This is a genomic window from Cupriavidus sp. KK10 (assembly GCF_018223725.1).
GTDB lineage: Bacteria > Pseudomonadota > Gammaproteobacteria > Burkholderiales > Burkholderiaceae > Cupriavidus > Cupriavidus necator.
On record NZ_CP073677.1, the window covers coordinates 5,785,379 to 5,797,198 of the forward strand.

The window sequence follows — 11,820 nt, forward strand, 5'->3', positions numbered from 1 at the left end:
CACGGGTCAGCCGCCCTGCATCTTCGACGGATCGTCGCTGCGCGAGGTCGTGGTGACGGTGCCGTCGCTGTTGAAATGCACATTGAAAAAGGCCTTGTCGGTGGAGGTTTCCATCCAGCGGTAGCCCCACACCTCTTCCTTCTTCAGCGCAAATGCCTCCACCTTGGTGGGCTTGCCGAGCAGGCGGCGGATGTCGTCCTTGCTCATGCCGGCGCGCACGCGTGCGAAGTTCTCGGCTGACAGCACCTGCTCGATCTTCGCGACCTTGCCATCGGCGCCGATGGTGACCATCCAGGTGGTGGTGCCCTCGGGGCCACGCGGGTACTCCAGCCGGCGCCCGCCGTCGGCTTCCTCCCATACGATCTCCGGCTTGCCGGCCTGGCGCCGCAGGTCTTCCTCAGTGGACTGGCCGGGGACGATGCCCTTGAACAACTCGCTGTCGGGCTTGATCGCGTTCCAGGTGTTGCGGGCGGTGTCGCCCGCCTTCTTCATGGCTTCATCGACCTTCTGCTGGTCGCAGCCGAACAGCGCAAGCAAAGCGGCAAAGAGTCCCATGGCGGCAAGGCGTCGCGGCGACGCGAAAGTGGCGGGGCGCCCGTCAGCGGCGCACGGGTTCGGCGACGGCTGCCGAGGCTGCCTGTGCCGCGCTGTCGGGACTGGTTGGCTGGCTCTCATCCTGCTGGCTCCTTCTGGTGTCGCTGCGACCCGAGGTCCCGCTGAACAGGTTCGCCCAGCTGTCGAAGCGGCGGTTGAACAAGACCGACAAACCGTTGATGGACCCGCCCTTGGCAATCAGCGACCAGCGCCGCGAGAACTGCCAGGTCAGCTTCACCACGTTCGAGGCCGATGTCAGGCTCTGCTCATAGCCGACCGACATACGATCGGAAATGGCCTTGCCCATGCTGACCACCTGCTGGTCATTGAGACCCGCGGTGCTGGGCCCGATCGAAAATTCGTCGATGCCGAAATGCTGCACGATCCCCTTGCCGGCCTTGCCGCCGATCATACCCAGCGCCGCGCCGCCCAGCGCGGCGCCACCCAGCTGGCGCTGCTGGCCGGCACCGGCGCTTTCCGCGCCGTAGCCGAACATCAGCCACGAGAGCTTATCCTCTTCGGGCACGTTGGGCTCCGACACCAGCCGCACGCGCGGCAGCCGCACCGTGCCGGTCACCTCCACGCCCGCCTCCACTTCCTGGTTGCGGCGCATGGCGCGGATGTTCATGTTCGGGTTGTCGATCGGGCCGTTGAAGTTGATGACGCCACGCTCGATGTCCAGCTTGCGCCCGAAGGCTTCATAGGTGCCTTCGGTCACGCGCACCGTGCCGGTGGCCTTCATTGGTGCCAGGGGTTCGCTCTTGACGCCCATCTGGCCGGCCAGCAACAGGTCCGCGCCCGCGCCGCGGAAGCGGAAGTTGTTGCCCAGGTCCACGGTCAGGTCGATCACCGGGCTGAACTTGCTTGCCGGCTTGGTCTCCGGCGCCGGCGTGGCGGCAGTCTTCACGGCGCGCTGGTCCTTGCGCCGGATCACCACCACATCGTCGCCCAGCACTGGCGCACCGGCCTTGGGCAGGTCGAACAGGCCGCGGTCGACGCGGATCTTGCCGCGGATCACGACCTGCTTGTTCTCGTTGGCGATGGTGGCATCGCCCGAGACCACCAGCGTGCGCTCGGGGCTGGCGAACAGCTGCAGCTTGTCGGCGACGATCTTGCCGGTCAGGTTGGGATCGGCCTCGCCCAGCTTGACGTTGCCAGTGGCCGTGATCTTGCCGTCGCCACCGTGGAATTCCACGTGCTTGAGCTCGACCGTGTTCTGGTCCAGCACCACGCGCACGGTGCCGTCGGTCAGGCGCAGGCCCAGGTCATACAGCGTGACGGCGAGATTGTCGCCGTCGACGGTGCCGGTCAGCAGCGGCGCGCCGACCGTGCCGGCCAGGCGCATCGCCGCGGCCAGTTTGCCGTCGAAGGCGTACTGCGGGCCGGTCAGCGCTTCCAGCGATTTCAGCCGCGGCACGTCGACGGTGACCGTGCCGCCCAGGGTCGAGGCCGGGCCCACGGTCTGCAGCCCCTGCTCCTGCACCAGTCCGGCGGAGGCGTCCACCACCACCTTGCCGATGCGGCCCGACACCATGCCGCCGCGCAGCGCGATGCGGTTGCCGCCGGCCTCGGCGCGCAGGCTCGTCTCGCCCAGGCCGAGCGTGGTGAAGCCCCGGCCGGCATTGACCGACAGGTCGCCGCTGCGCCGGCGCAGTTCGGCAAAGCCGGTCGCGGTCTCGGCCAGCGCCAGGTTCCAGCGGCCGTCGATGACCAGGTCGGAGCGCACCGGCGGCTTCTCGCCGGTGATGGTTTCCATCAGCTCCAGTACATGGCCCACCTGCAGGCCGTCCAGGCTGCCCGCGCTGCGGATGCGGCCGTGGTCCCAGTCCAGGCTGTCGATCGCCAGCGTGGCGCGGTCCAGCAGCAGGCGCGCGGCGCCCAGGCGCACGCGCTGGTCGGCCACCAGCAGTTGCGTCGGCGCTGCCAGGCGCAGGTTGACGGTGCTGCGCTCTTCCAGCGTGCGGATGGTGCCGTTCCAGCCCTCCTTGCCCTTCCACGCGCCCTGCCCCGCCAGCGCCAGCTGCAATGGCCGCTTGTTCAGGCTGCCGGCCGCCTTGACGTCGAATGTATGGTTGGCCTGGGTGCCGTTGAGCGTGGCATCGAGCGTGCTCAGGCTGGCCTGCGGGCCGCGGTAGTCGCGCGCGGCCAGCTGCACCGAGAGCGGACCGTCCAGCCCGCCGCGCACCTCGGCGCGGCCGCTGGCGCTGGCCACCTTGTGCGGACCCACTTCCAGCGCCTGCGCGTTGTAGTCGGCCACCACTTCAGGTTTCTTCAGCGTGCCGGTGATGGTGGCGTCGAGCTTGAGCTTGCCGGCCACGCCAAACTTGAGCCGCTCCAGCTGCGGCGCATCGACCGCTAGCTTGAGCGCATCGCCGCGCGCGCCGAAGCTGCCGCGCAGGTTGGCCTGGTTGCCGGCCATGCTCAGCGAGGCCTCGCTTGGCAAGAGCCGCTCGCCTGCGAGGCGCACCTTGCCGCCGCCGGTCATCGGCAGGCCCGCGTATTCGCTCTCATGCACGGCAAAATCCAGCGCCACGCCAAGCTCGGGCGCGATCTCGCCGGTCGCGGTGAAATCCGCGTTGATCCGGCCGGCGGCAACCTTGGCCAGGCGCGAGGGATCGAACGAGGCCAGCTTGCCCTTGAAGCTGAACGGCTGCTTGTCTTTCAGGCCGAGCTTGCCTTCCGCGGTCAGCAAACCCGGCCCCACCGCGGCGCGCAGCGTGGCCAGCGTGACCGCCTCGGCATCGATGCTGGCATCGGCGAAAAGCTTGAGCGGCCCGCCCGACAAGTCCAGCGCCACGCTTTGTCGGCCCGGCTCCATCCGCACCACCACCGGGCCGGACAGGCTGGCGCTGGTCAGCGAGCCATGCAGCGCGGCCGGGTCCAGCCTGCGCACATCCAGGTCGAAACCGCCACGGCCGCCGCGCAGCGAACCGCCGCCGGCAATCTCGGCCTTGCCGGCCAGCGCCACGCGCAGGTCCGAGACGGCCTGTGCCATCTCGCTCAGCTCGACGTGGGCGCGCACCGACTGGACCGGCAGCCGCTCCTTGTCCAGCGGACCGGCTTCCAGGTTGTGGATCGCGATGTCGCCGGCGACCGCCAGCGGTGCGGGCGCCGGCACCGCCGCAGGAGCGGATGCGGAGACCCCCGATGCCGCCGGGGGAGCCGATGCCGCCACGGCACTGGCTGCCTGCGCGCCGGCACCCGCCGCCACGCCGCCCACCGGCCGCAGCTCGGCATGCACGGTCAGGTTGGCCTGTGGCGCCGACGGGCTGAACAGGCGCGGGTTGATGCGATCGCCATCGACCAGCAGGTGCGTGAACGGCACCTTGCCGAACGGCGTCAGGTCGGCGCCTGCGCGCAGGTGGATGCGGTCGCCGCTGGCCTGCAGCTCGGCACGCAGCGCGTCCAGGTTGCCCTTGGCGGTGGCATTGACGGCAAAGGCCTCATCCTGCCAGCTGCTTTCCAGCAAGGCTTCGGCGCTGAGCGCGAACGGGGCGCGTGCGCCCAGCTGGGCGTTGGCCGCCAGCTTGCCGTATGGTGTTTCCAGCTTGTCCACGCTGACGCGGTGGCGCTGGCCGTCGCTGTGCAGCGCGCCGGCCAGGTTGCTGAACACCATCGGCACGGCCGTGGGCGCCGTGCCTTGCAGCAGCGACAGCCGCTCAAGCGTCAGGGAATCGACATCGATGGCCAGCGGCAGTTCGAGCGACGTGGGCTTCTGCGTCGGCTCGGTGCTCGGCTCGGACGGTCCGAGCTTCACTTCGGCCTTGCCGATGCGTAGCCACTGCACGTGCAGGCGCCGCGCCTGCCAGTTGAGCGCCCAGTTGCCATCCACGCGGTCCACCGCCACGCGCGTCTGGCCGCTGGCGAACACCACGTCGCGCAGGCGCAGGCCGTGCGTCACGGTGCCGCCTTCCAGCCGGCCGCTGAGCATGCCGGCCGACAGCCGCGTGGCCAGCGTCCACAGGTGGCGGGTGCCGGTCTCGGTGTGCAGCGCCGCCACGCCCGCCGCCACCAGCGCCACCATCAGCAGCAGCAGGATGCCGGCCAGCCAGGCCAGCACGCGCCACAGCCGCCGCCGCTTGCGCGGCGCGGGCGGGGTCGGCGTCCGGGCCGAATCGCCGCCGGGCACCGAAGGCAGATCGTGAGCGCTCATGCCGGCATCCGGGTCAGGCGGGAAAGACAAGGGTGCCGCATCAGAACGCCACCCCCAGCGAGATATGCGGCCGGAACTGCTGCGCCTGGATGCCGTAGCCCAGGTCCAGCTGCAGCGGGCCCACCGGCGTGCGCCAGCGCACGCCGACGCCCACGCCGTTGTAGATGGTCACGCCGCGCAGGTTGTCGGCGGCAGTGCCGAGATCCCAGAACACCGCCACGCCCCAGTCCGGCTTGAACCAGTACTGGTACTCCAGGCTGCCGGTGCCCAGGTACTTGGCCGGCAAGATGCTGGAGCCGCTGGGCGTGCCGATCGACTGGTAGCTGTAGCCGCGGATCGAATCGGTGCCGCCGGCGCGAAAGCGCAGCGTGGCCGGGATCTGGCTGGAGCTGTCGCCGGTCAGGTCGGCACCGAGTTCCAGCCGTGCCACCACCAGGTCGCGCTTGCCCACCGGTATGTACTGGCGGATACGGCCGTACAGCCGCAGGAAGGTGGCATCGCTGAGGAAACCCTTGGCGGCCACCCCGACCTGGGTGCTGATCACGTTGCCGCGGCGCGGGAACACAGGATTGTCGACGTCGCGCCGCGTCCACGCAAAGGCCGGCACCAGCGCCTTGCTGATCTGGGCGGCCTGGCCCTCCGGCAGCAGCTTGTCGTAGTAGAAATCCAGCGACGTCGTCACGTCGTACTTCTCGCGCGAGCGCGAGCGCTTCAGGCCCGCGCGCAGGCTGGTGGTGTCGGTGTTCTCGATGTCGATGGTGCGCTCGTAGCTGCTGTACACGCTGTTGCGGTAGTTGCCCCTGTCCGGCGGCATCGCGGTCTCGGCGAACAGATAGGAGCGCTTCTGCTCCAGCCGCGCCTGCGAGTCGAAGGTCCAGGCGCGGTTGAACAGGTTGTAGTACGAATAGCGGCCTTCGATCTGCGCGCCGGTGTCGGTGGTAAAGCCCACGCCGCTGTTGAGCCGGTGCGCCGGATATTCGCGTACGCGCACCAGCACTGGCGAGCTCACCACGCCGTCAGCCGCCTTGTCGGCGTCCGGCGGCGGTTCCAGGTCGACCTGCACGTTGGAGAAGTACGGCTGGTTCTGGATCGCGCGCTGCAGCTCCAGCAGCCGCTCCACGCGGTACGGCTCGCCCTCGCTCAGCGGGTTGACGTTGTAGATGATCTGTTCCGGATAGCGGCGCGTGCCGGTCACCTTCAGCGGCCCCAGCAGGTAGGCCGGGCCGCTGGCGTAATGCGCGGACAAGTCCGCGCGCTGGTCGTCCGGCTCCACGCGCGCCTGCGACGCGGCCAGGCGCGCGCCGTAGTAGTTGTGGCTCTGCAGCGTGACCAGCGCGTCTTCCTTGGCCTTGTCCCAGTCGCCCTGCCGGAACGGCTCACCCACCGGCAGTCCCCACTTGGCCTGCATCTCTGCCACCTGTTCGGGCGAGCGCGTGGCTGCCGGGCCCGTCACCTGGACGTCGACATTGCGGATCAGCGTGCGCGCGCCGGGGTCGACCATCACGTGGACCACGCGCTTGTCGCCCTCGCCTTCGACGCGGGTGGTGGTGGTCGGGTCGAAGTAGCCCTCGGTGGAGGTGAGCGCCCGCACCTGCTCGCCGGCGGTCTCGACCATATAGTCAAGCTGGTCCGGCGAAAGGTCGGCGCGGTCCTTGTAGCGTGCCAGGTCGAGATGCTCTTCCAGCATTTCGCGAATCGGCTTGGGTGCCTCGACTTCGACCTCGTAGGCGGCGCGGGCCGGGCCGGCCGCCAGCGCCAGCACCGCGCCCAGCACGGCCAGTACGCGAACGGCCACGCGCGCGCGGCCAGCGGAGTTAGCGGTAATAGCGGTGTCTTGCGGCATCGCCGATTGTCCACACATACAAAGTCGGTATTTGACCACACCCGGCCTTACGCCCGGAACTTTCCGGCGCCTTGCACCAGGCCTGGATGCATTCCGGGGGGCCGATACTGTAAAATCGTGGCCCACTGCACCCATCTGGCGCCCGCGCGGGCGCATCACGGTTGAACATGGCCATCTACGAATCCGAAATCACCCAGTTCCTGAAGCAGCTCAAGCAAGAGCGCCCGACGCTGGAGGCCGAGCAGCGCGACGGCCGTGCCCTGCTGTGGGACAAGTCGCCGATCGACCTGGAAGAGCGCGCCCGCGCCGAAGCTTCGCGCGTGGCGCAGAAGCCATACGTCTACTCGCAGGACAACTGATTCCCGCCGCCCCCGCGAGCGCACGCCGCCCATGAGCGCAGGCGACCAGGACAAGCTGCCGCTGCCCGTCGAGCTGCCGGCCGTGGCCCCGGCCGTTGCAGCCGGCCCTGCCGACATGGTCGACGGGATGGCCTTCGCGCGCCTGTACGGCGAGCCGCTGTTCAAGCTGCCGCAGGACCTGTACATCCCGCCGGACGCGCTCGAGATCTTCCTGGAAGCCTTCGAGGGCCCGCTGGACCTGCTGCTGTACCTGATCCGCAAGCAGAACTTCAATGTCCTCGACATCCCGATGTCGCAGGTCACCCGGCAGTACCTGTCCTACATCGAGCAGATCCGCAAGACCAACCTTGAGCTGGCCGCCGAATACCTGCTGATGGCGGCCATGCTGATCGAGATCAAGTCGCGCATGCTGCTGCCGGTCAAGAAGGCCGACAGCGACGATGAGGCCGAGGACCCGCGTGCCGAGCTGGTGCGCCGACTGCTGGAATACGAGCAGATGAAGCTAGCCGCGCAGCGCCTGGATACGGTGCCGCAGCTGGGCCGCGACTTCCTGCGCTCGCAGGTCTATATCGAGCAGAGCCTGGCGCCGCGCTTCCCCGAAGTGGAAACCGTGGACCTGCAGTCCGCCTGGGCCGATGTGCTCAAGCGCGCCAAGCTCAACCAGCACCACAAGATCTCGCGTGAGGAACTGTCGGTGCGCGAGCACATGAGCCAGATCCTGCGCCGGCTGCAGCACTCGCGCTTCATGGAATTCTCCGAACTGTTCGAGGACGCGGTGCGCTCCGGCAAGGGCGTGCCGGTGGTGGTGGTGAACTTTATCGCCATGCTGGAGCTGTCGCGCGAAGCGCTGGTGGAGATCACCCAGGCCGAACCGTTCGCACCAATTTATGTGCGATTGGCGTACAGCCCGACCTGACCCACCCGCGGTGCGGGGTCCGGCCCCGTCCCACTTGTTCTACAATCCGCCGACAGCCGGCCCAACGGCCCACGGCGCAGGCCCCGACGGCAAGTGCCCGAAGGCCCCACGCCCGACAGAAGGCCGAGACCGGTAGTCCATGTGCCGCCCCTCGATGGACCGGCGCCCGGGTCACACCTATCACGACCAGCACACCAAGGCAGATGAAAGTCATTTCCTCCATCCAAGAGCTGCGCGACCAACTGCGCGGCCAGAACCGCGCTGCCTTCGTCCCCACTATGGGCAACCTGCACGAAGGCCACCTGTCGCTGATGCGCCTGGCACGCCAGCACGGCGACCCGGTGGTGGCATCGATCTTCGTGAACCGCCTGCAGTTCGGCCCGAACGAGGATTTCGACAAGTACCCGCGCACGCTGCAGGACGATATCGAGAAGCTGCAGCGGGAAGGCGTCTACGTGCTGTTCGCGCCGTCCGAGCGCGATATGTACCCCGAACCGCAGGAATACCGCGTCGAGCCGCCGCATGACCTGGGCGACATCCTGGAAGGCGAGTTCCGCCCCGGCTTCTTCAAGGGCGTGTGCACGGTGGTGATGAAGCTGTTCTCGTGCGCGCAGCCTCGCGTGGCGGTGTTCGGCAAGAAGGACTACCAGCAGCTGATGATCGTGCGCCGCATGGTGCAGCAGTTTGCCCTGCCGATTGACATCATCCCCGCCGAGACCATCCGTGCCGAAGACGGCCTGGCGCTGTCGTCGCGCAACCGCTATCTGAGCCCCGACGAGCGCGCCGAGGCGCCGGTGCTGTACCGCACGCTGCATGACGTGCGCGACGCCGTGCTGGGCAGCGACCGCGCTGCGGCCGACCTGCTTGCGGTCGAGGCGAATGCGAAGGAATCGCTGGCCAGGCGCGGCTGGAAGCCTGACTACGTGTCGATCCGCAAGCGCGTCGACCTGCAGGCGCCGACGCGCGAGGAATTCCTCGCCGGCGAGCCGCTGGTGATCCTGACGGCCGCCAAGCTGGGCGCGACCCGGTTGATCGACAACCTGGAAATCTGAGCGGCGCCGCCGCACCGGACAAGAAAAGCAGGCCGCCGGCCTGCTTTTTTCATGCCCGGCGCATGCCGGAGCGTTGTGCGGCCTTCACCATATGCCGCTGATGGCCCCGCCGCCGCTTCCACCAGATCAGCACGCCGGTCACGGCAAACGCCAGCGGTGCCAGCCCGAACAGCGTGATGAAGACGCGCCCCGGCAGCCCGAAGGCCTCGCCGGTATGCAGCGGGAACAGCCAGTTCAGCAGCGTGTCGCCCGCCGGCGCCTCGTGCGGATCACGCACACCCAGCGGTTTGCCGCTCCAGGCATCGAGCCACAGCCGCGTGGCACCGGTGTCCTTGCGCACCTCGCCGGGCTGGCGCAGCCGTACCTCGAACGCGTCGCCCGGCTTGCGCGGGAAGCTGATGCGGGTCACCTGCGCTTGCGGGTATTGGGCCTGCGCCGCCGCCATGATCTCGCCCACGCCCAGCTGCCGGGCCCCGGCAGGCGCTGGTGCCGAGACGTGCTTCACCGGCGGCGTCACGGTCATTACGCCCGCCACCATCGGTGTCACCCACTTCGGCAGGTTCAGGTACCAGCCGGAAAAGGCAATGATGGCCAGCACCGGCGCGGCCAGGATGCCGCCCGCGCGATGCAGCGAATAGTTGAAGCGCGACCATGAACCGCCGTGCGTGATGCGGAACGCCTGCACCACCGAGCGCAGCTTCATCTTGGGCCACCACACCGCCACGCCCACCAGCGTGGTCAGCAACAGCAGCATGCCGGCCACGCCGGTGATGGTCTTGCCGGTGTCGCCGCTAAGCAGGTAGCGATGCAGGTGGAACAGCGTGGGCAGCAGCAGCCGGCGCGACAGGCCCGCCTCGCCCCAGACCCGCTCGCCCTTCACCGCAAGCGTGACCGGATCGACCATCACCTGGCGTGAGCGGCCCGGCACCACGCCGTCGGGCCCCTTGACCGGATACCAGGCGATAAAGACGCCGTCGGCATGGGCCGGCAGCATCAGCAGGTTGGGCTTGCCGTAGGGGGGCGCAGCCAGCCGCTCGGTCACTGCCTGGACCGTGGCCGGCGAGACCGGCTCCGTCATCGGCGCGGACGCCACCAGCAGGTCAGGGTTGAGCCAGGCATCCAGTTCGTCGCGCCAGGCGATGGTCATGCCGGTCAGCCCCAACAGGACGAACAGCAGGCCAAGGCTCAGGCCGATATACAGGTGCAGTTTGACGAGGACGACGCGCAGGCGGCCGGTGACCATGAGGGGGCTGAAGTACGTTGAGCGGACGCGGCCATGCGTGGAATATGGCGCACAAGCCACTTTCACGCAGAATGCAAATGCGAAAGATTCGCGATTCTAACAGGGCCCCGCCAGGCGGCCGTGCCGCATGCGTCAGCGCCGCAGCGGCGCCAGCATCGCATCCAGGTCCAGGTGCGCGGTCATGGTGTCGGCAAGCCGCTCGATCGATGCTTCGCGCAGTGCATCGAGGTCCACCGCCTGGGCGCCGTCCAGCCCCGCCCAGCGCAGCAGCGCCTGGCAGCCGGCGGGCTCGTCGAACAGGCCGTGGACATAGGTGGCTAGCACCTGGCCGTCGGCCGAGCGTGCGCCGTCGGGCCGCACCGTGCCGTCGCCGCGGTCGAGCCACAGGGCCGGCTGCTCAAGCCCCGCGCCCGTGGTGACGCCAAGATGGATCTCGTAGCCGCGCACCGGCGCATCGGCTTCATCCAGCGCCAGCCGGCCGCCGACCTGGCGCAGTTGCTTCTCTGCCGCCAGCGTGGTCTCGAAATCCAGCCAGCCCAGCCCCGCGCTGCTGCCGGCCGGGCCTTCGCGGCCATCGGGATCGTGCACCTGCCGCCCCAGCATCTGCATGCCGCCGCAGATCCCGATCAGCTTGCCGCCGTAGCGCAGGTGCCGGGCCAGCACCGCGTCCCAGCCATTGGCCCGGATGAAGTCCAGGTCGCCGCGCACGTTCTTGCTGCCGGGCAGCACCACCAGGTCCGCGGGCGGGATCGGCATGCCGGGCCCGACAAACTGCAGGTCCACCTGCGGGTGCGCGCGCAGCGCGTCGAAATCGGTATGGTTGGCGATGCGCGGCAGCACCGGCACGATCACGCGCAGGCGCTGCGCCGGCGTGCCTGCCTTGTCCGCTTGCGTGCCGATGATGGCGTCCTCGGCATCCAGATGCAGGCCGTGCAGGTAGGGCAGCACGCCGAACACCGGCTTGCCGGTGCGCGCGACCAGCCAGTCCAGTCCCGGCTCCAGCAGGCCGATATCGCCGCGGAAGCGGTTGATGATGAAGCCGGTCACGCGCGCGCGTTCGCTGTCGGACAGGCAGTCGAGCGTGCCGATCAGGTGCGCAAACACGCCGCCGCGGTCGATGTCCGCCACCAGCACCACCGGGCAGTCGACGCGCTCGGCGAAGCCCATGTTGGCGATGTCGCGCTCGCGCAGGTTGATCTCGGCGGGACTGCCGGCGCCCTCCACCAGCACCACGTCATAGGCCTGCGCCAGGCGCGTGTGCGAAGCCAGCACGGCCTTCATCGCCTCGGGCTTGTAGGCATGGTAGGCGCGCGCATCCAGGTCCAGCCGCGCGCGGCCGTGGATGATCACCTGCGCACCGGTGTCGCTGCTGGGCTTGAGCAGCACCGGGTTCATGTCGGTATGCGGCGCCAGCCGCGCGGCCTGTGCCTGCAGCGCCTGCGCGCGGCCGATCTCGCCGCCGTCGGCGGTGACCGCGCTGTTCAGCGCCATGTTCTGCGGCTTGAATGGCACCACGTGCGTGCCGGCACGCGCCAGCACCCGGCACAGGCCGGCCACGATGGTGCTCTTGCCGGCATCGGAAGTCGTGCCCTGGACCATCAGCGTGCCGCGCAGGGCACCCGGCGGCAGGGATTGCGAGGAGTCGGTCTGCATTGGCGGA

At 69.0% G+C, this 11,820-nt stretch carries 8 protein-coding genes; 3 read left to right on the plus strand and 5 right to left on the minus strand.

Annotated features, from left to right (window positions below; genetic code table 11):
* Window positions 1-6: 6 nt before the first annotated feature.
* Genes bamE through KB879_RS26980 form a run of 3 tightly spaced genes read right to left on the minus strand, consistent with a single transcriptional unit; the run spans window position 7 to window position 6,590 of the window.
* Window positions 7-555 (minus strand): outer membrane protein assembly factor BamE, encoded by a 549-nt coding sequence (gene bamE / locus KB879_RS26970; RefSeq protein ID WP_013957790.1) that lies wholly within the window; start codon window positions 553-555, stop codon window positions 7-9.
* Window positions 556-598: 43 nt separating this feature from the next.
* A complete protein-coding gene (locus tag KB879_RS26975) occupies window positions 599-4,747 on the minus strand; it encodes a translocation/assembly module TamB domain-containing protein (protein ID WP_211980174.1) in 4,149 nt (1,382 codons plus the stop codon).
* Window positions 4,748-4,787: 40 nt separating this feature from the next.
* Window positions 4,788-6,590, minus strand: coding sequence for an autotransporter assembly complex family protein (locus tag KB879_RS26980; RefSeq protein ID WP_211980175.1), 1,803 nt, complete (start codon window positions 6,588-6,590; stop codon window positions 4,788-4,790).
* 167 nt (window positions 6,591-6,757) lie between these two features.
* Between KB879_RS26980 and KB879_RS26985 the strand changes: the two genes are divergently transcribed.
* The 3 genes from KB879_RS26985 to panC all read left to right on the plus strand — a co-directional run bounded on the left by KB879_RS26985 (window position 6,758) and on the right by panC (window position 8,917).
* Window positions 6,758-6,949: a DUF3460 family protein gene (locus tag KB879_RS26985; RefSeq protein ID WP_013957793.1), complete on the plus strand. Its 192-nt coding sequence runs from the start codon at window positions 6,758-6,760 to the stop codon at window positions 6,947-6,949.
* A 31-nt stretch (window positions 6,950-6,980) separates the two neighbouring features.
* Window positions 6,981-7,865, plus strand: coding sequence for a ScpA family protein (locus KB879_RS26990; RefSeq protein WP_013957794.1), 885 nt, complete (start codon window positions 6,981-6,983; stop codon window positions 7,863-7,865).
* A gap of 203 nt (window positions 7,866-8,068) precedes the next feature.
* Complete coding sequence (gene panC, locus KB879_RS26995) at window positions 8,069-8,917, plus strand: pantoate--beta-alanine ligase (protein ID WP_211980176.1); 849 nt, start codon at window positions 8,069-8,071, stop codon at window positions 8,915-8,917.
* 49 nt (window positions 8,918-8,966) lie between these two features.
* Here panC and KB879_RS27000 read toward each other — a convergent pair whose 3' ends face one another.
* Both KB879_RS27000 and KB879_RS27005 read right to left on the minus strand, forming a co-directional pair.
* Window positions 8,967-10,160 carry a PepSY domain-containing protein gene (locus tag KB879_RS27000; RefSeq protein ID WP_211980177.1) on the minus strand — a complete coding sequence of 398 codons (1,194 nt, stop codon included), beginning with the start codon at window positions 10,158-10,160 and terminating at the stop codon, window positions 8,967-8,969.
* A 132-nt stretch (window positions 10,161-10,292) separates the two neighbouring features.
* Window positions 10,293-11,813, minus strand: coding sequence for a cobyric acid synthase (locus tag KB879_RS27005; RefSeq protein WP_041228086.1), 1,521 nt, complete (start codon window positions 11,811-11,813; stop codon window positions 10,293-10,295).
* Window positions 11,814-11,820 lie beyond the last annotated feature (7 nt).

Excerpts from the sequence above, each read along its gene's own strand:
- bamE (WP_013957790.1), bottom strand. The coding sequence starts at position 555 with ATGGGACTCTTTGCCGCTTTGCTTGCGCTGTTCGGCTGCGACCAGCAG.
- KB879_RS26975 (WP_211980174.1), bottom strand. The coding sequence starts at position 4,747 with ATGAGCGCTCACGATCTGCCTTCGGTGCCCGGCGGCGATTCGGCCCGG.
- KB879_RS26980 (WP_211980175.1), bottom strand. The coding sequence starts at position 6,590 with ATGCCGCAAGACACCGCTATTACCGCTAACTCCGCTGGCCGCGCGCGC.
- KB879_RS26985 (WP_013957793.1), top strand. The coding sequence starts at position 6,758 with ATGGCCATCTACGAATCCGAAATCACCCAGTTCCTGAAGCAGCTCAAG.
- KB879_RS26990 (WP_013957794.1), top strand. The coding sequence starts at position 6,981 with ATGAGCGCAGGCGACCAGGACAAGCTGCCGCTGCCCGTCGAGCTGCCG.
- panC (WP_211980176.1), top strand. The coding sequence starts at position 8,069 with ATGAAAGTCATTTCCTCCATCCAAGAGCTGCGCGACCAACTGCGCGGC.
- KB879_RS27000 (WP_211980177.1), bottom strand. The coding sequence starts at position 10,160 with ATGGTCACCGGCCGCCTGCGCGTCGTCCTCGTCAAACTGCACCTGTAT.
- KB879_RS27005 (WP_041228086.1), bottom strand. The coding sequence starts at position 11,813 with ATGCAGACCGACTCCTCGCAATCCCTGCCGCCGGGTGCCCTGCGCGGC.